General features: G+C 61.0%; 15 protein-coding genes. 3 read left to right on the top strand and 12 right to left on the bottom strand.

Annotated features, from left to right (window positions below; genetic code table 11):
* Positions 1-6: 6 nt before the first annotated feature.
* The 7 genes from ACR65T_RS00930 to ACR65T_RS00900 form a co-directional block, all read right to left on the bottom strand.
* Positions 7-231: an MbtH family protein gene (locus ACR65T_RS00930; RefSeq protein ID WP_434494724.1), complete on the bottom strand. Its 225-nt coding sequence runs from the start codon at positions 229-231 to the stop codon at positions 7-9.
* Between the two features lie 4 nt (positions 232-235).
* On the bottom strand, positions 236-1,600 hold the full coding sequence (gene fes / locus ACR65T_RS00925; protein ID WP_434494723.1) for an enterochelin esterase: 1,365 nt from the start codon (positions 1,598-1,600) through the stop codon (positions 236-238).
* Positions 1,597-3,198 carry a PepSY-associated TM helix domain-containing protein gene (locus tag ACR65T_RS00920; protein WP_434494722.1) on the bottom strand — a complete coding sequence of 534 codons (1,602 nt, stop codon included), beginning with the start codon at positions 3,196-3,198 and terminating at the stop codon, positions 1,597-1,599. Before ACR65T_RS00920 ends, fes begins: the two co-directional genes overlap by 4 nt.
* 15 nt (positions 3,199-3,213) lie before the next feature.
* On the bottom strand, positions 3,214-3,498 hold the full coding sequence (locus ACR65T_RS00915) for a hypothetical protein (RefSeq protein WP_434494721.1): 285 nt from the start codon (positions 3,496-3,498) through the stop codon (positions 3,214-3,216).
* Positions 3,495-3,782: a hypothetical protein gene (locus ACR65T_RS00910; RefSeq protein ID WP_434494720.1), complete on the bottom strand. Its 288-nt coding sequence runs from the start codon at positions 3,780-3,782 to the stop codon at positions 3,495-3,497. The genes ACR65T_RS00915 and ACR65T_RS00910 overlap by 4 nt, the downstream gene beginning before the upstream one ends.
* 16 nt (positions 3,783-3,798) lie before the next feature.
* Entirely contained in the window at positions 3,799-6,231 is a 2,433-nt protein-coding gene (locus ACR65T_RS00905; protein WP_434494719.1) for a TonB-dependent siderophore receptor, read from the bottom strand.
* Positions 6,232-6,634: 403 nt separating this feature from the next.
* Positions 6,635-8,758 (bottom strand): heavy metal translocating P-type ATPase, encoded by a 2,124-nt coding sequence (locus tag ACR65T_RS00900; RefSeq protein ID WP_434494718.1) that lies wholly within the window; start codon positions 8,756-8,758, stop codon positions 6,635-6,637.
* 343 nt (positions 8,759-9,101) lie between these two features.
* On the opposite strand from ACR65T_RS00900, the gene ACR65T_RS00895 reads away from it, so the two are divergent.
* Entirely contained in the window at positions 9,102-9,443 is a 342-nt protein-coding gene (locus ACR65T_RS00895) for an antibiotic biosynthesis monooxygenase family protein (RefSeq protein ID WP_434494717.1), read from the top strand.
* Between the two features lie 142 nt (positions 9,444-9,585).
* On the opposite strand, the gene ACR65T_RS00890 is transcribed toward ACR65T_RS00895, so the two are convergent.
* The 5 genes from ACR65T_RS00890 to ACR65T_RS00870 all read right to left on the bottom strand — a co-directional run bounded on the left by ACR65T_RS00890 (position 9,586) and on the right by ACR65T_RS00870 (position 15,948).
* Positions 9,586-12,972 (bottom strand): PAS domain S-box protein, encoded by a 3,387-nt coding sequence (locus ACR65T_RS00890; protein WP_434494716.1) that lies wholly within the window; start codon positions 12,970-12,972, stop codon positions 9,586-9,588.
* A 473-nt stretch (positions 12,973-13,445) separates the two neighbouring features.
* Positions 13,446-13,889, bottom strand: a complete 444-nt coding sequence (locus tag ACR65T_RS00885) for a response regulator (protein ID WP_434494715.1) — start codon at positions 13,887-13,889, stop codon at positions 13,446-13,448.
* 141 nt (positions 13,890-14,030) lie between these two features.
* Entirely contained in the window at positions 14,031-14,651 is a 621-nt protein-coding gene (gene fixJ, locus ACR65T_RS00880) for a response regulator FixJ (protein WP_434494714.1), read from the bottom strand.
* Positions 14,648-15,319, bottom strand: a complete 672-nt coding sequence (locus tag ACR65T_RS00875; RefSeq protein WP_434494713.1) for a sensor histidine kinase — start codon at positions 15,317-15,319, stop codon at positions 14,648-14,650. The genes fixJ and ACR65T_RS00875 overlap by 4 nt, the downstream gene beginning before the upstream one ends.
* A 323-nt stretch (positions 15,320-15,642) precedes the next feature.
* Positions 15,643-15,948, bottom strand: coding sequence for a hypothetical protein (locus tag ACR65T_RS00870; RefSeq protein ID WP_434494712.1), 306 nt, complete (start codon positions 15,946-15,948; stop codon positions 15,643-15,645).
* A 611-nt stretch (positions 15,949-16,559) separates the two neighbouring features.
* Here ACR65T_RS00870 and ACR65T_RS00865 point away from each other — a divergent pair.
* Together ACR65T_RS00865 and ACR65T_RS00860 are read left to right on the top strand one after the other, a co-directional pair.
* Positions 16,560-16,853: a general stress protein gene (locus ACR65T_RS00865; RefSeq protein ID WP_434494711.1), complete on the top strand. Its 294-nt coding sequence runs from the start codon at positions 16,560-16,562 to the stop codon at positions 16,851-16,853.
* A gap of 885 nt (positions 16,854-17,738) precedes the next feature.
* On the top strand, positions 17,739-19,007 hold the full coding sequence (locus ACR65T_RS00860) for an MFS transporter (protein WP_434494710.1): 1,269 nt from the start codon (positions 17,739-17,741) through the stop codon (positions 19,005-19,007).
* Positions 19,008-19,468 lie beyond the last annotated feature (461 nt).

Genomic DNA, 19,468 nt, shown 5'->3' with positions numbered 1-19,468 from the left:
ATTCGGTTAGCGCGGACGGGAAGCGTCACGGAGCGACTGCGGGCGCATGTCCGTCCAATGCTCATCGACGAATTTTACGCAGTCGTTCCGATCGCTCGGACCGAAGAGCCGTCGCCAGCCTGCGGGCTGCGGGGCGAATGTCGGCCAGAGACTGTGCTGGCCCTGGGAGTTGACCAGAACGAGAAACGTAAGGCTTTCGTCGTCGAATGGGTTTGGCTGCGCGTCGTTCACACATTCACTCCGTCACGTTTGTAATTGCTAATCTTGAGGCGTCCGAGCGAGACGCCGTAGCGCCAGCTGGCGCCGCACGATGGTCGGCGAGCAGAAAGGACAGTCCGTCGAGCAATCCGCCACGCCAGCAGAGCGGATCGTGCCCGCCCGAATAGACGCGATAGTGGGCGTCGTGCCCTGCATTGATGAGAGTCCGATGAACGCGGTCGCTGGCGACGCGAATGATTTTCTCAAAGCTTCCAGCCTCTAGAAAGACGCGAAGACGGGAAGCGCCGCTCTTGCTTCTCTCGATCAAATCGGCGACGATGTCTCGCGCATGGCCGCGCGTGTCAGGAGCGTTCGGCCGCAGTTCCTCCCGCGCATAACCTCCCGGCCACCAAAACGAGCCAGATTGGCTGAGCACGCAACCGAAGCATTCTGGCGAGCGAAGTCCGGCGAAAAGCGCCCCGAGTCCGCCAAAGCTCTGTCCAGCGATGACGGTCTTGCTCGGATCGTGGCCGTACGGCGCGAGGCCTGCCACGATTGGCAAAAGCTCCCGCTGAACGGCCTCCAGAAAGGCCTCGTCACACGCGAGCTCGCGACGACGCATGTCTGCGTTGAGCGAATCGATGAGCACATAGATGCTGGGTGGGAGCAAGTCGGCGTGCGTGGCATGGTCCAGGGCTGAGAAGACCGGCATGGCTTCGGCCCAATATTGGCCGTCCAGGAGCACGACGAGAGGAAGCTTGCTTTCTTTAGGCGTCGCACCCGTGCGATAGATCCAAACACGGCGGCTATTGCGCAGCCGAACGCTGTTCCATTCCATTCGATGGAGGCGGCCCTGATCGGCCGCGAGTCGGCTGTTGCGGTCGACGTCTCGCCATGCCGTTTGCAATGGCGCCTGTGGAAGATGTGCGGCTGACAACGGCTGTCCGCGCAGGCCGACATGGCAAAGGTTGGGGTTCAACGAATCGGTCTGAGCGAACTTCAGCGCTGCGCGCCACCAATCCTTCGGCGACATTTCGCCGTCTGCGCCGCGCGCGCCATGGTGATGGTTGTCATCGAGAGGAATGAAGCAATAGCTTCCGCGCCATTCAGCCTCTACCTCGAATGACCAATGCCAGACATCCGTTCCGGCGATCCGCTGCAAAGAGGCGGGTTCATTGCTATGATGATCAGTGACTGAGCAGATATCGATAGAGACGGATCGAGTTCTTGAGGTCGTCGCATCGCCTTCAGGGTCACGCCACAAGAACAAGACGCGCGCCCGATCCCCGCCTATCGCCTGGACAATTGGGCAGCCTTCGATGGCGACCCGACGCCACCAGCGATCGGAACCCACGTCTTGGCCGAAGCGGCCTTTCAACAATTGCTGGCAAGGCGTCGTCATCGCGCCGCCTCCTGCAATTGCCGGTGAGAAGCGGCCCAAACACTGTCTGCAGGCCCATATTCCACGCGATGGGCAGCGGAGCGCGCCATCCAGACGAAGCATAAGGCGGCGGAAAGCGCGACGAGGTCGACGCCGAGCGCGGCCATGCTCGCGGAACCTTGCATGCCGAGCGCAGGCGATGCCCAGCTGAATAGTGAGGTCAAAGGAATTGCAGCGGCGGCTATCGCTGCAAGCCAGAGAAGTTCAACGCTGGCCGCGGCCGCTCCCCTGAGGAACGACCAAAGGACGCTCGCCAGGAACACGGCGTAATAAACGCCATTGTGCCACACATCGATATTCGCGACGCGGCCGTTCAACCATTTCGCCGCCACGATCGTGATGGAGATCGCGCAGATCGCGCCGAGACAAACGCCGACCGTAGCGGCGGACATCAGCCGCGTCGATGTCTTCTGATGTACGGGCCCGCCGTTTCGCCGTTCAGTTCGCCGGCGAGACTCAATCCAAAGCAAATTGCCGGAATAGAAGAGGAAGGCGCCCGCGATGCCGAGAAGAAAATAGCAGACACGCACGACATCGCCGCCAAAAGTGGCGAAATGCAGGGCGAAAAACGTCGCCACGACGCCCGTCCAAGTTCCCTCTCTGCCGGGCAGATAGTCCGTGTTGGCGATCTCGCCGGTGACTGGGCTGATGACCGCGAACCCCTTTCCTCTCGTCATATAGCGGGTGTCATGACCCCAAACCTGAACCGAGGCGCCACGAAGCCCAGCGTTTCGGTAACGCATCTCGTCGGGGACGAAACCCGGCGACGCCGCCTTGACCCGATCGAGAAGCGTGTTGACAGGGAGCATGGGCGCGGGTCGCTCGTCCTTCTTGATTGAGTTGAAGGGATTGCTCGCGGCCATGACCGACTTCAGACGGCCGTCATAGACGACGTAGTCGAGCGCGTCGTACAGCTGGTCGTGCAGGCAGAAAACAACCGCGCTCAGCGCGATGACGATGTGGAACGGCAGGCTGACGACGCCCACGACATTATGCGCGTCGAGCCACATGCGCTTGAGATTGGGGGTTATCCGCAGGGCGAAGAGATCCTTAACGAGCGACGGCAGAACGATGATCAAGCCCGACACAAGCGCGACGGCATAGACGGCGCTCACGACGCCCATGATGGTCTCGCCGATGTCATTGGCGCCTGGAATGCCAGCGGTTCGGTGAATGTTGTCGATGAAGTCGGCAAGACTCGAGCGATATGACTGCGCCAGGCGCAAGTCGCCTTCGGGAGAGAGCTCCGCCGACCACGGCGTCCTGTCGTCCTTGCCCTTTCGCCATGTGAGCCGCGCCCAAAGATCTTCGGTTTCGCCCAAATGGAGCGTGAATTCCTTGGCTGCGTCAGGCCGAACGGCAAGCGTGTGCGCGATCAATTCATCCGATCGGGCAAGCGCGGTGAGGCGGACCGGAGCGGGGGATGAAACCCAGCGCGCGAGCGGCTCGGCGAACACCGTGATGGAGCCGGCGTAGAAGGCGATGAACAGAAACATCCCGGCGGTGATGCCTGTCCAGGTATGAACAACCTTATAGAGTCGAACAACGTCGCTGCGCATCGTGCGTTGTCCCGATTAGCGAAGGAGAAGGCGGCAGGCGAAGAGGCCGGCGTACGCCAGTAGATTTACGCCGCCCAGCCAGAGCCAGGCGCGCATACCGCTCGAAAAGAAGAAACACAGGCTCAGCGTCGTCAGCCAGATCGGCGCGATCAGCCACATCACGAGCTGAAATTTATTCGGGGTCGCCAGTCCGCCGGGACTGAGCCACGCAAAGACGCCCGCAAGCGCGATCGCGAGGCTGAAGCCCAGAATGGCGCCGGCCGAGGTTTTGCTCACCCAATCGCGTCTGATCTGACTCATGGCGCGTTCCTGATGAAGTTTCGCAGCACGCCCAAGCACGGGAAAGCGATGAACAGAAGCATGACCAGGGCGAGCGTCCCGAAAATCGAAGTTGAAAGCTGAACCGTCTGACTCCACAGAAAAACGCCGAGAAGCAGCAGCGCCGCGCCAGCGACGCCGCTCCACAACCCAGGCAACGGCCGCGACAACCAGCGCTGGTTCTGCGCGCCGAGATAGAGGCTGGCGGCGCCCGTCGCGATGGCCACGCAGGCGGCGAATTGAATAGCTGCGGGCGAGAGGTTCAACGTCCACTCCCTATTCTTAGAAGTTGAATGTCGCCGACAGCAGGACGGTGCGCGGCGCATCGAGCGTGGCGAAGCCGTCATTGAAGGCGCCGGACCAATAGCTGTGGTTGAACAGATTGTTCACATTCGCCCGCAGCGTCATGTCTGTGCCGTAGATCTTCGTGGTGTAGCGAGCGCCTGCGTCGAAGCGCGCCCATTCAGGAATTCGGTAGTAGTTCAACGAGTCGACATAGAGGGCGCTCGTATAGATGACGCGGCCTTCCACGGTCACCCCGACCAGATAGGGAAGGTCCCATTCGCCGTAGATGTTCGCCTGCCATCTTGGTATGCCGAAGGCGTTTTTACCGGTGGTCTTTCCGTCCGCGCTCTGCGTGATGACGCCGATCATATAAGAGACGCCGCCGAGCACACGGACGCCCGGGATCGGCTCGCCGAAGACGTTCCACTCGATGCCCTGGTTGCGCTGCTGGACGGGTTTGTAAGATACGCGGCCTCCCGTGGTCACGGTCGCAAGCGTCGGTTGGGTGATTTCGTAAAAGCTCAGCGTATTGGCGAGAATGCCCAAATCGAGCTTCGCGCCGGTCTCGATCTGCTTGGAGACGAAGGGTGCAAACGACTCGTTGTAATTGGTCGACAGCGGGTTGGTGACGCGCAAGCCTTGCGTGAGCCCTTCGATATAATTGGCGTAAAGCGAGAGACGCTTGTCGAATGGCTTGACGATCAGCGCAAAAGCCGGTGAGAGCCGATGGCTGTCATAGGAATTCGTCTCTATGCCCGTATTGGCTTGAAACGTCTTGGTCATCACCCGCTGACTGCGCAAGCCGCCGATGAGCTGGATGCGTTCGTCGAAAGCCGAAATCGTGTCGGCGAAGGCGAGGCTCGCCAGATAGGTTTCTGCGGTCTTTCTCGGATCGGTCGCGAAATAGGCTTGTCCGAGACGGAACGGCGTATTCGGAACGACCGGCGGAGGCGGCGCCTGAGGCGGCACGACGGGCACGTAAATGTTGGAGCTGTAAGGCGAGATAAATCCGAATTCGGAGCTTTGGCTGAATTTTAGCGCCGAGGCGCTCAGCACGAATTGATGGCGCAGCGGTCCCGTGTCTACTTGACCGCGAATGCCGCCCTGCGTCGACAGCGAATTGGTATAGCCGCGCAGATTGACGATTCGGGCTCCGGAGTAGTTGCCGAGCAGGTTTACGTTTGCCGCCTGAGTTCCGTTGGTGAAGCCGAAGTTCCGGCTGTCCAAAAAGCCGATTCCGCCGAAAACCGTGACATTCTCGGCGATGTCCAGCTCGGCGCGCGCTTCGATCGCCTTGTTTTCGAACCGGGCGTTGGAGCCGACAAACAGATTCTTGGTTGCGCTTGGCGCCGCGGCCACGCCAATGCCGGAGAAGCTCGCCATGAGCGCGCTGCCGTTCTTGAAGATTTCCTGACTGTGATAGGCGTCAATCGAAAGCCTGAGGCGCTCCTCCCGGAAATCGAGCGCCAGCGCGTTCAGGCCGCGCACCTTCCACTGCTCGTCGAGCGCGGTCCCGCCGCTGCGATAAACGCCGTTGTAGCGAATGCCGAACTGATTGTGGTCGCCGCCGCGCCGGCCGACGTCGATATGCGTGCCGAACTGAGAACTGGATGTGTAATCCGTGCTGACGCTGGTGATCGGCGTGTCGCCGGCATGTTTGGTGACGAGATTGATCGAACCGCCGACCGCGCCGAAAGGCGCCATGCCGTTGAGCAGCGCACCGGGTCCCTTGAGGACTTCGACCCGCTCCAGAAACTCCGTTGGGACATGGCCGTCGGGCGCGAGGCCGTACATGCCGTTGAGCGCCAGCTCGCTGCCGAGCACCGGAAAGCCGCGAATTCTAAAGTTCTCGCGAATGTGTCCCGCAGACGTGGCCATGCGGACCGACGGATCGTTCTCCAAGACCTGCTGCAAGGTGCGCGCCTGCTGGTTTTCGATCAGCGCCGACGTGTAGCTCGTCATATTGAACGGCGTATCCATGAAATCGCGATTGCCGAGCATGCCGAGCCGGGCGCCGCGAGCGACCTCGCCTCCGGCGTAGGCCGGCGGAAGATTGCCGATTTCGCCCGTTGGCGGAGACGGCGCGACGCCGCTTGCGCCGGAGAGCAGCGCAGGACCGTCCTGCGGGGCGGCGGAAGTCGCGCCGCGCGGCGTCGAAGCCACGTGCGGTCTCGGGCCGCTCGGATGAGCGCTGCTCGCACGCGCGCTCGATGCGACTGGGCGTTGCGTTTGTTGCCGCGGTTTGGCTTGCGGCTTTTCGCGCGGCGCATCCACGGTCACCGGAGGCAATGTTTGCGAGCCGTTCTGCGCCAGGGCCGATGCGACTTCGAGCGCGATCACGACCGGCGCGCCGAGACGACATACAAGCAGGGATTTTTTCCCGATCGCCGAGATGTCCAGGCAGGAAAATCCGGAATGTTTCTTGGTCATTCTTCCGCCTCTACTATTGTGCAGCGCGACGCCTCGCTTTGTATGCTGCACATAGCTCGAATATTTTTTTTTCGTCAATTATGTAACCGTCATTTCGGAAGTATTTTAAGCGCGATGTGACATATGTACCATATATTACTTGTATTTATTCTCATTACAAAGTAGCCAGTACTTTATTGCTTAAGTTGTAAACAAAGCGACACGCAGTCACCGTGCAGCGCCGAAGCCAACAGGATCCGATCACGCGGCGGACCGGTCAAAGGAGATCGCAAGGGCGGTGGTCTTTCTGGCGTTTGATCTCGCCAGCCACATCACGCTTCAGGATTCGTGGTTGGGCGCAACGCGTACAGCTAAGCGTGATTCACCCGGCGGGCGCTTACGCCGCCGAGTTGAAGGAGCTCTGCTATTGTTCTTGCGCCCGGCTGTGCTCGAGTGCGACAGAGTCGCGTGAGATTTTCTCCGTGACGGAACTGTGCGCGCGTCCGCTCAGCAGGGCGCGCAGCAGGACGGCGATCGTCGTCCCATTGTGCAGCGTGGCGGCGGCGAGAGGAGAAAGACGCCCGAACGCCGCCGCGGCCAGAATCGCCGAATTCACGCCAACTGCGAATCGGAAGTTCGCGTGGATCAAACGCATCGCTTCTTGAGCGACCGCGAGTATCGTGACGATGGAATCCAGTCTATCTTCCAGCAACACAATGTCGGCGCTGGCTCGGGCAATGTCGGCGGCGCGCGGCATTGAGATGCCGACATCCGCCGCCATCAATGCGGGACCGTCATTCACGCCATCTCCGATATAAGCGACGCGGCGGCCCTCCTGCTTGAGCGCCTCTATAATGTTGGCCTTGTCCTCCGGCTGCTGTTCATAATGCACCGCATCTATGCCAAGCGTCTCTGCGAAAGCCAGCGCCGGCGCCTGGCGATCGCCCGTGATCATCACGAGGCGCTTGACTCCTAACGCGCGCAACTGCGCAAGCGTGCTCGCGCTCTCCGGTCGCAATCGGTCGCGCAATGCAAAAACCGCAATCGGACGCTCATCGGCGGCGACATAGAGAAGCGATTTGCCTTGCTCTTGAAGCGCTCGCACGGTCTTGCGGGCGTCCGCGAATGAAATGTGCTCGTCGTCTTCGAGATAATGCCGGCTGCCAAACCGGATGCGACGTCCATCGACATTCGCTTCCACGCCGTGACCGACAATGAAATTTACCGCCTCATGCGGGATATGGGCGAGCCGGCGCTGCCGCGCGAGCCCGACAACGGCGCGCGCGATGGGATGGCTCGTGTGCTCGCCGAGCGAAGCGACCATGGCCGCCGCCCGTTCTTCGTCGATCCTTGGGTCCAGCGGACAAATGTCCGTGACCTCGAGCGTGTTGTGGGTCAGCGTGCCGGTCTTATCGAAAACGATCGTGTCGACCCCGGCAAGCGTTTCGATCGCCGTTCCGCTCTTGACCAGACAGCCTTCCTGCGCGGCCCGATACATCGCCGACTTGATCGCGATCGGCGTGCCGAGCTTCACGGCGCAGGAATAGTCGACCATGAAGACGGATTCGATCCGTCGCCAGTCGCGCGCGAGCGCGAACACCACCGCAGCTGTGGCCAGCGTAATGCCGACGCGCCGATCCGCAAAGACGCTGGACACAGTCTGGATGTCGGCCGGACGGTCGAGAGCGTCCTGAATGTAGCGCGAAATGCGTCCCGTCGTGGTGTCGTCGCCTACGCGCTCAGCCTGGACCACGAGCCGTCCATCGGTGACAACGCTGCCCGCGACCGCCTGATCTCCGACCACGCGCGGCAGGGGAAGACTTTCGCCAGTCACTGAGGAGTGATCGACATAGGCGTCGCCGGCCACCACCTGGCCATCGACCGGAATGGTTTCGCCGGCGCCGACGACGATGCGCTCGCCGCCTTTAAGCTGCGTGAACGGCACGCGCGCGAGTTCGCCGTCTTGCGCTTCCACCCAGACATCGCCAGGCGCCTGTCGCAGGAGCGAACGCAGTAATTCGTCTGACTGCTGGACGGTGGTGGCCTCGATATGCTCCGCCAGCGCAAGCAGGAAGCGGGTCACGCTGGCGGTGACATATTCCTGGCGCGCCGCCGGCACGCCGATGGCGAGCGCATCAAGAACATCGGTCTTCAGCTTGCCGCGCGACGCCGCAAGGATGCCGCGCGCGAGGACGCCCGCGATGTTGAGCCAAGTGATCGCTGCGGCGAGCGGCGCGGGAAGGAGGAGCGCGGCTGCGATCGCGCCGGCCGCGAGAGTCACGCGCTTGGCGTTGGCGGCTGGTGGAGGTCGCCATATATCCGCGGCCATTGATGGCGTTCGACGTGCGGTTTCGAGAATGGAGTCGCGGACCTCGGGCTGTCCATCATACACCAGCGTCAAAGATGCGCAGGCGCGATTGGCGCGCACAGAGGCGACGCCGGGAAGCTGTCGCAGCGCAACTTCCGTCTGCGCAAAATCGTCCGCATCGGACAAAATCCGCAACCGCAGTCGCTTGTCCAACTCATGGACAATTTCTACACACGCCACGGTCAGCGAGAAGGCTCCTTTGCTCGTGCGCGTTCGCGGATCTGCGGCTGAGGCGTCAATCTCCGACTTTACTTCACGCAGCTGCTAAATTTCGCTCCTAACTCAGTTTTGCGCCGTGGTCCACAATAGGATTGTGATCTTAGCGGAGTCGCTGCCGCGTGACAGAGCGTGTCGCCAGCATCCTTTCACAGACTTTGTTCTCGCATCGGCTGCCCTCGAGTCCAAGCCGTCGCTACGGCTAGGCGGCTGCGCTGCTGCAACCAGGCTCTTTGCCTTTCGCCCTGAGGACGATTAGCTAAGAACGCTGGCGGAACCCGCCGAAACCAATGACAGGAGCCGAGTCATGTTTGTCGCGATGAACCGCTTCAAAATCGTCAAGGGCAAGGAACAGGCCTTCGAGGACGTCTGGCGATCGCGTCAGTCGCGGCTTCAGGAAAGGCCCGGCTTCATCGTCTTCCATCTGCTCAAGGGGCCCGAGCGGGAGGACCACATTCTCTATGCGTCGCATGCGCTGTGGGAAACTCGGCAGCACTTCATCGATTGGACGCATTCCGAACATTTCCGTGAGGCTCACAAAAACGCTGGTCAGAACCGCGATCTCTATCTGGGCGGCCCCGAATTCGAAGGCTTCGACGCGGTTCTCACCGAATCCAATCCAAACTATGCGCCGACTGCCGCAGAATAGGATTGATCTGCAAGACACACGGGGCGGCGGCCTCCGGGGAGGGTTACGGAGCGGAATAGGCGCGATCGTATCCTCGCCGTCCTCGCTGCGGCCGGATGGCGTCTCTTGTCGACACGCCGCACATGCCTTGAGGCGGACCAGTTCAGCGGAGGCGAAGGGCGCCGCAGTCCGCGAGCGGCAGACTGACGATGAATTCACTGCCCCGGCCGACGCCCTCGCTGCGCGCTTCCACCCGGCCGCCGTGGATTTCCACGAGGCTGCGCACGAGCGCGAGGCCGATGCCGAGCCCTCCCTCGGAAAGCCGAATTTGGCCGTCCGTTTGCGCGAAGAGATCGAAAACTCGCGGCATCATGTCGGCGCTGATGCCGACGCCATTGTCGCGAACCCGCAGAACGACTTCATGGCCCCTGCGAGCGGCGTCGATTTCGATGCGCCCGCCCCGCGGCGTGTATTTCGCCGCGTTGTTGATGATATTGGCCGCAATCTGCGCCAGACGGACGGAGTCGCCGAAAACCCGCAGCGGCTCATCCGCGACCTTCATGGTTACGCGGTGGCTCTTGCTTTCGATGAGCGGATGACAGGATTCCAAGGCGTGCCGCAAGAAATCCGACACGGCGACGTTTTCCTTGCGCAAGGCGACTTTGCCACGGCCGATCCGGGAGATTTCCAGAAGATCATCCACGAGGCGAACAAGGTGATCGACCTGTCGCTGAACCATAGCGAGCAGCGGAGTGTCAGGAAATTGGGGACCATATTTCTTTTTCAAGATATGCACGGCGTTCCGGATCGGAGTGAGCGGGTTACGTAATTCATGCGCCAGAGTGGCGAGGAACTCGTCCTTGCGGCGGTCGGCGTCTTGCAGCGCGGCTTCGGCCTCATGACGCGCCGTCACGTCGGCATGAGTGCCGATCGCCCTTAGCGGCAGGCCAGCGGCGTCCCGCTCAACGACCCGTCCGCGGTCCAGAATCCAGCGCCAAGACCCATCCTTGTGACGCAGGCGGTGCTCGCATTCGTAGAAATCCGAGCGACCCTCCAGATGGTCAGTCAGTCTGGCGGCGACCTCCTCCCTCTCGTCGGGATGAATCAGCCTTTCCCAGGCTCGCACATCGGGTTCAATCTCGCTGAGTTCATACCCAAGCATGGACGCCCAACTGCCGCCGAACTGGACCCGGCCGCTGGGCACGTGCCAGTCCCAGAATCCCAGCTGGCCGGCTTCCAGCGCCAGCGCGAGCTGCTGCTGGCTTTCCCGTAGCGCCAGTTCGGCCTGCTTGAGATCGTCGATATCGGTATTGCTGCCGAACCATTCGACGATCTCGCCGGTTGCGGCGCGGACGGGTGCGGCCTGAACGCGCATCCAGCGCCACTCGCCATCATGTCGGCGGATGCGGTGCTCGCTCCAAAACGGCTCGCCGCGCGCGACGGCTGCTCGCCACTGCGCCGCCACTGCCTCGAGGTCATCAGGGTGAACGACCTTGGTCCAGCCGTCGCCGAGCATTTCCTCGGCGGTCTGACCCGTGAAGGCCATCCATTCCTGTTGCGGCTTTTCATGCAGTCCGGATGGCGGACAGCTCCATGTGATCGCGCTCGCAGCTTCCACGAGAGAGCGATAGCGCAGCTCGCTTTCGCGCAGCGCCTTCTCGACCCGCTTGCGCTCGGAAACGTCGATGTTCACGCCCGTGAGGCGCACCGGCGTGCCGGCGGCGTCCTTGAAACTTTGAAACCGCCCGGCAATCCAGTGCACGCTGCCGTCGGGCCATACGACCCGCCACTCATGCTCGACGGGCTCGCCCGTCGCCAGCGTTTCGTTAACCTTGGCGACCGCGCCCGCACGATCGTCTGGGTGCACCAACTGCTCCCAGGCCGACCGCCTCCGGCCGAATTCGCCCGGCGCCAGCCCATACATCGCCTCCAATTCCGGCGTCCAGATATTCACGTCCGTCGGAATGCGCCAGTCGAATGCGCCGATCTTCGCAGCCTCGGTCGCCAACCGCAGCCGAGCCTCGCTCTCGCGCAGCGCCTCCTCCGCCTGCTTTCGGTCGGTGATGTCCTGCGTAATGCCGAAGCCGCCTAGAAGCGCGCCCGCCGCGTCAAATTCCAGATAGGCTTTCTCACGCACCCATTTGATCTCGTCCCCGGACACTATGCGGTGCTCGATGTCGTAGGGTTCGCCGCGCAGGCCGGCCTGCCATTTTGCATCGACGTCGGCCCGGTCGTCCGGGTGCACCAAGGAGAGAAAATTATCATAGGTCAGCGGCGTCCCCCTTGGCACGCCGAATATTCGATGGTTCTCGTCCGACCAGGTCAAAACGTTCCGACGCACGTCGAGCCGCCACCAGCCGATCTTTCCGACCTCCTGGGCGCGGTCGAGATCGTTGCGGCTTTGCTGCAGCGCCTCTTCGGCCAGCCTGCGCTCGGTGACGTCCTCGACGAGAGTGATGATCCACCGTGGTTTGCCGTCGGCGCAGCGAATGAGCGAGACGCTCTTGCGGACCCAAATGCTTTCGCCGTTCTTCCGAATGTAGCGGTTCTCGACGACGAAGCCCGGAATCTCGCCGGCGAGCATCCGTTCGGATAGGGCCCTGTTGGCTGGCCAATCATCCGGATGGATCAGATCCGACCCCTCGAGGGCAAGAAGTTCCTCGCGCGTGTAGCCGGTGATCCCACAGTAAGCGCTGTTGGCGTCCAGGTACGTATCGTCTGGCCCGTTCACCGCAAAGCCGATCGAGGCGTTGGCGAAGGATACGCGGAAGCGTTCCTCACTGTCGCGCAACGCCGCTTCTGCCTGCTTGCGTTCGGTGATGTCGCGCACGAAGGCGCGCATGCCGACAATATGGCCTCTTTCATCGACAACGGTCCACGTTCGCAGACTTATCGGAAATACGGTTCCATCCTTGCGGATATATTCCTTCTCATATTCGGCGGATTCGCCGCGCGGAAGAATGTGCTCCCGCACGACCGCCGCCTCCATGTCATGCCAGACTTCTGGGGTCAGTTCTTGATAAGTCAGTCGCTTCAGCTCTTCGAGCGTGTAGCCGAGCATCTTCTGGTAAGCAGGGTTGGCTTCGAGAATACGGCCGCTCATATCGACGGTGACGATGCCGTCGCGACTCGTCTCAAAAAGCGGACGATCGCGCTCTTCGCTTGCCCGCAACGCGTCCAAGCGCTCTTTGCGCTCGGTTATATCTATCCGATCATGGAAATCGATGATGGAGCCGCCGTAGCCAATGAATACGTCCTGCTCATCATAGCGCGGCGCGCCAACCGCCAACGCCCAGCGAAATTGACCATCCTGGCGTCTAAGCCTTGCGACGATCTGAAACGGGCGCTCTGATCCGCTCGCCAGACCTAGCTCGACCTTCACCTGCTCCAGATCGTCCTGGTGGATGGAATTGAGCCACCCTCCGCCCATCGCGGCTTCGGCTGTTTGGCCTGTAATTCTTGGCCATTGCCGATCGATATACTCGCATTGTCCAGCGACATCCGTTGTCCAATTTACAACCCAGAACGTCTCCATATTCGAAAAGGTCATTTGCTATCCAACAGACAGAATTGGGTAAGACGCCGAACAGAAACACCTCCGCGCTGTTGGTCCAGCGTCCGCCGGCGCAATCCTGACGCTTCTGTTGGAAATCGCCGTCCTGCAATACTTAACTGCAAGCGTATGCGCGCCTTGCTTTCGCGCGAGACCTCGGCCCACTGCTTGCGCAGCCGCGCCTGGGACGCTCAGGCCTCACGATGTTCCCGCCGAGAATTATGTCAGGACGGTCGTCCGCCGCGACACTCCTACTAACGCCGGCGTTCCTGGAAAATCCAGCTGAGGCGCGGCGCTAGCGGCGCGCTTTCGCTGCGGCTGCGCGTCGCATGAGCCGCCCCTGATGGACGGCAGGGGCCTCCTGCAACGGCGTCAGAGCGGCAAACAAAGGGCCAAGCCGCGTGAAGAGGGGGCCTGACGAAAAGGCTCGCTAAGAGGCGGCATTCAAGACGCGTGCGCCGATATGTCGCTTAAACTTGCTGTGATTCCTCGCCGCAGGCGGCAAGGATTTCTTCCAAAATGTCGATATCGGCCGGCTTGACCAGATGGCGGTCGAATCCCGCTTCGCGGGTGCGCTTCTTGTCCAAATCCTGCCCCCAGCCGGTGAGCGCAATCAGCTGCGCCTGCCGACCGGCTGGCTCGTTGCGAATGCGCCGCGCGGTTTCATAGCCGTTCATCTCGGGCATGCCGATGTCTAGGAACACAATCCTCGGCTGGAAATCGGACACGAGCGAGACGCCCACCGCGCCGCTATAGGCCGTTCTCACGTCGCATCCCAGGACGTCCAGCAACATCGCCAGGCTATCGGCGACGTCCCTATCGTCGTCGATGACGAGAACACGCCGCGCCGAGGGCGTCGAAACAGAGAAGTCGCTCAGTTGGACAGCGTCTGTCGGGGAGATTGGCGCTCGCATGACCAATTCGCTCCTCTTGCGCTCGGCGGTTTCCACTTGGATACTTAGTGCGCGCATTTTGGCAAGGCAGCCTCCGCGCATCCAAATTGCCTGCGACGCGTGATTGATGACGCGGATGTTCGCGAATGACGCTTGGCGAGGTCACGCGCCAAAGCTGATATTCCGACCGTTAAGAAACATTCGGACCAGCTCCGCGAGGTTCTTGACGCGCATTTTCGCCATGACGTTGGCGCGATGCGCTTCCACCGTGCGCACGCTGATGCCGAGATCATGAGCAATGACCTTGTTCGAGCGGCCTTGCGCGAGCCTTTCGAGAATTTCGCGCTCCCGCTTGGTCAACGACATAAATCTTTCAGAGATCTGCCGCTCTTCCGCATAGCGCGACTGCACAGCTTCGTGCTTCGATAGCGCACCCTTGACGGCTGCAAAGAGCGCATCGTCATCGAACGGCTTCTCGAGAAAATCGACAGCGCCGCGCTTCATGGCCTCGACGGCGAGAGGCACGTCGCCATGGCCCGTGATGATAATGATCGGCAGATGAAGATTTCGGTTCTTCATCTCGAGGATCAGGTCGAGTCCGCTCACTTCCGGCATGCGAACATCAGCGATGACGCACCCGGCGCTTTCCGGCCCGATGGACGAAAGCATAGCTGGCGCCGACGGAAAACTCGATACGGCGAACCCTTCAGATTCGAGTAGAAGCTGAAGCGCGTCGCGCACCGCCGCATCGTCGTCCACGACAAAAACCGTTCCCGAGTTCATCCGCTGAAATCTCGTCCTCGCAATGGAAGATCACAGGAGAATATAGCGCCGCCTTCGGGATTGGCCTTAGCCCATAGTCGGCCATCGTGCGCTTCGACGATTGCGCGGGAAATCGACAGCCCAATGCCCATTCCATCTTTCCGCATCGCAAAAAGATCAAGCAGATCGGCTTTTTCCTTTCCGGCTGGTCCGCAGCCGGTGTCTTGAACATCGACGCGTATGGCCTTTGCAGCTTGCGTCGCTGTGGAAACCAACAGCTCGCGTCGCGGCAAATCCTGCATCGCTTCAATTGCGTTTCGCATAAGGTTCGCCAGAACATGTTTGATCTGGACACGGTCGGCGACGATGAAATCGTCGTCTTTTGTCAGCTTCTTGCTGATCGAGACGCCAGCCTCGGCGGCCTCCGCAGCGACGAGTGAAAGCGTCTCCTCGATCAACAAATTAACGCTAAAGAGCGTCTTGTCTGGCTCGCCCTGCGCAACAAGCTCGCTTAGACTGCGAACGACCTGCCCGGCGCGCATGATCTGCATGACAGCCTTGTCGAGCGCTCCAACGATCGGCGTGACCGACTCCTTCGGAAGCCCTCCTGCGAGGCGCTGCGCCGCCCTGAGATAGGCGCTCGCCGCAGTCAGCGGTTGATTGATATTGTGGGCAAACGTCGCAGCCAATCTGCTAATGGCTCTCAGGCGTTCGAGCTCTCTACGACTAACGCCAAATACGTTGGGACCAGCATCATCCACCGAAGCGATCCTATTGGCCTGATTCAATCATATATTCCGTCGCACTCGCCGCCATACGCCGCATGTTCGGCAAGCGCGACCCCCTATAGCCTGCGATCTATGACGCCGTATGCGTGACAGCGCACAGACTCCGTCGTCATTGCTTTTGCGGCGCGTCCGCCCCTTCAGTCAGATCGCGCTGTTCCGGATTGAGCAGCAAGACCCGCCAAGGTGGCGGCGGCAGAGCTCACGCCAGTGATTGTTTGTCCTACTCAGTGCGAATTGCAGACTGAATTTGCCTCCCCCGCTCCCGCAATAAGCGAGTCGAGCGTCCGCCGCGCCGATCGATTCCCGTACAAGCCTTTAAACGCCGGGGTACGCCGCACATAGGCGTTGAATTGCGGACGGTCCCGCATGAAAATGCGGAAGACAACGAGCACGTCTGTCGCAAGCGCCTGTGCGCCGAGATCCATAAGACCCTGCATATCCGACACCATCAATTCATATACGAACCACTCGCCCTTTTGCAGGTTCAGCTGGTAGCTCGCAAACAACTGTTTTTGCTTGAGCGAAAGCATCGTAACCACTTCGCGTGGCGCGAGACCCGACTGCTCCCTACACCGCGACGCCGACAACATTGGACGCTCCCGTCGTGTTCTTCGTGCTCTACTTAAGGCGCTGTTGCCGCTCTTGCGGCGGCATTTACTTGGAGAGATCGACGCCTATTGCATAAGAGCACGCTCGCGCGCGAAGCAAAATTGGTAGACTTACGTAAGTGGAATATTGGATCAGCCATTTTGTTGTATTCACGAATAGACACGGCGCACGTCGACCGAAAGCAAGAGAACAGACTGCTCTGGGACGGAAAAGATTCCGTTACGCCGTATCAGACCGACCAGAGCGAGCCTTTACGAAGTCTTACCGTCAAAAGCCGTTCTCAACTCATGAGCCCGCCCCCCAGACCTCGCGAAAGGCCCAGGAACACTGACAGACTCTGATGGGTCGAAAAATGCCATTTCTACGTAAGATTACCAGCTTGGCAGCCGCTTAGTCTTAGCGAAAATGGACATCGCTCAGCCGCCTTTTCGAAAGGTAAGCAGCGCCGGCGTCGTTTGCCTGGTTTGCTGAGCGGCCTCTGCCGCTTCGGTTGTTGCGGAGGAGTCTTCGACGCAGAATTGGAGCGCGACAGATGGATACGGTTTCGGCGACCACCAAGTCCCGGAGGGGTTTCGCGTCGATGACGCCGGAGCGGCAACGTGAAATTGCGCGCAAGGGCGGCAAAAGCGTGCCGGGCGAACAACGCAGTTTCGCCAAAAACCCCGACCTTGCGTCGACGGCGGGACGCAAAGGCGGACTTGCAGTCAGCGCGTCAAAGCGCAGTTTTTCCGTCGATCGACAGCTCGCGTCACAAGCTGGCAAAAAAGGCGGGCATGCGACGCGCAACACGCGCACCGAGGATGACGTCATATCCGGAGACGCATGACGAATCGTAGCGCCGACGCCACCTCGCGCGTGACGCGCGGCTGGCTCGGACCGCAAGGGATTTTCAGAGTCAGACGCGCGGCCCGCAAGCCGTGAGCTTGCTGCAGTGACGCACTGCAGCGCCTCAACACATATTTCGGCGTCCCCTTCCATCAACTTCTGGAGAATACGGTCGCGGGCATCAAGCTACGACCGTGAACATCGACTCCGAGCGAAGCCAGCGTTTATGCTGGCGCACAGATGCGCGTCGTGCAACCATCGCACGGCAGTTAACGATAAGCGCCTTGCAAGCAACGCCGACGGTCCGAGTCCCTTAAGGCCGCCTCATCCATCCAAAAGGCGCGAGCGCCCAGCCTCGAAGCGAAGCGGCAATGAGCCCGCTAGAGCGCGCGTCGACGAATCATCCTCACCAGCACCGTCGCCACACACGGCATTGACGGCCGCCGTAAGGGCCGCGCCAGCATCGTCGTCACACGCGGCCCCTCGCCTCCTGGACAAAAGACGTGACTGCCGCCGCATCGCGAATGGCTGGACCGTTCGCAGGCGAGGCGCTTAGCAACAAACCAAAGAGGCCGGCTGTCGCAAGCGCCATTGGAAGAGAACCTATTCCCATCTCCTTCTTCGCTGGATGGATGGATCGACCGACCGCCCTCACACACCGGACGCTCGCAGCAGAGCGCCTGCTATAAAGGAACTCGATGTGCGCCGGCTCCAGCCCAAGACAACGACTTAGTGTACATCCCAGCGCGGAGATGAAAACCCTATGGTCGGACAAAAAGCCGAATTATCGAAGAGTGACGGTTCAACTCATACGCAGAGCCTACCCTTGATACACCCGCGCGCCGCCGCGAAACGGCCGGAGCCCCACACACGCAACCAAGGAAAGATGACGCAAAACCCCACCCATCAGGGGCCACGGCGAGGACTGGCGATCGCGGCGCTGATTGTCGCCGGGGAATCCGTCTTTTTGCTGCCTTTCGTCTTGGCTCGCGTATTCCGGCCGACGCTCCTTGATGTGTTCGACGTCACCAATCTCGAACTCGGCGCCGCCTATGCGGTTTATGGGGTGGTTGCAATGGCCGCGTATTTGTTCGGCGGGCCGCTCGCCGACAGATACCCCGCACGCACAATGTTGACTGCCGCGTTGACGTCCACCGCCGTCGGCGGCCTTGTGATGGTGGCGATTCCATCCCCGTCGACGCTGGCGATCTTATATGGGTACTGGGGAATCACCACGATCGCGCTGTTCTGGGCGCCGTTGATTCGCGCCACGCGTGAGTGGGGACTCAATTTTTCCCAAGGCCGCGCGTTCGGATTGCTCGAGGGCGGTAGAGGCGCGCTGTCGGCCGTCATGGCGTCGATCATGGTGGTTCTATTCGCCGCGCTGTTGCCAGAAGACAGCGAGACGGCCAGTCTCGCGCAGCGCACGGAATCATTGCGATGGATCATACTGCTGTTGTCCGCTATGACCTGCGGAGCCGCCTTGCTCATCTGGCTGGCGGTGCCGGAGCGCAAAACGCCGGCGCAGCGAGCGGTGTCAATAAGCGACGTCGCCCGCGTGTTCGCCATGCCGTCAGTTTGGCTGCAGGCTGCGGTGATCCTGTGTGCCTACGTGGGCTTCAAGGCGATCGACGACTTTTCGCTGTATGCGAATCAGGTCATCGGCCTGAATCAGGTAGAGGCGGCGCGGGCCGGCGTCGCATCGCTCTGGATACGACCGGCTGCGGCCATTGGCGCCGGCTACCTGGCAGAGCGTGTTGGCGCGCCCCTCATGATCGTCGGCTGTTTCGTGCTTCTCGCAGCCGGGAGCTCCGTGCTGGCCTCCGGCGTTATTGGCGCGGGCATGGTATGGACGTTTGTTTTGACGATAATCTTCACCAGTATCGGCGTCTTCGCGCTGCGCGGCCTGTATTTCGCCATCATGCAAGATGGCAAAATTCCTATGGAGCACACAGGGAGCGCAGTTGGCTTGATATCGGTGATCGGCTACACGCCGGATATTTTTATGGGGCCGCTCATGGGCTATCTGCTCGACCAGTGGCCGGGGACCGCCGGCCACAATTACCTGTTTTCGGTCGTCACCCTATTCGCGATGCTCGGACTGATCGCCAGCTACATTTTCGCGCGACGCGCCCAACTTCAGCCCGGCCTGTGAACCGCTAAACCGCCCGAAGCGCGCAGATCCGCCGCGCTCATTCTCGACGAGGGCCGTCGCGCGAATGACTCGGGCGGCGTCGATGATTCGAAACGACCTCCCTTCTGGGATGCGGCCAGTGCTCCATCGACGCCCTTTGAGCCCGGGCGCTTGCCGCAGGCGCGTGCTGAACCACCTGTAGGCTTGGATCTAGCCGCGCCGCCAGAGCGCGTTTGGCGGAAGCGGAGCGGTTCACGGGGCGATTCATGGGCTCAGTCTTTCGACCCGCCGCGAACTTCTGGGCTTCGCTGGCGCTCCTGCTGTTGGCGCTCGCTCTTGTAGCGTTTTCGCTTGTGGTTTGGCTTTGGCCGCGCAGCGATTCTGCGCGAAGCGTGAATTGGGCTCCCGCGCAGCCGGTCCCCTTCAGCCATCAACATCACGTCAGCGGATTGGGGATCGACTGCCGGTACTGTCATAACGCC

It is taken from the genome of Methylocystis sp. (assembly GCF_051061285.1).
In the GTDB taxonomy this organism is placed as follows: Bacteria; Pseudomonadota; Alphaproteobacteria; order Rhizobiales; family Beijerinckiaceae; genus Methylocystis.
The sequence above is the reverse complement of the archived record's forward strand: the minus strand, read 5'-3'. Positions and strand labels throughout refer to the sequence as shown.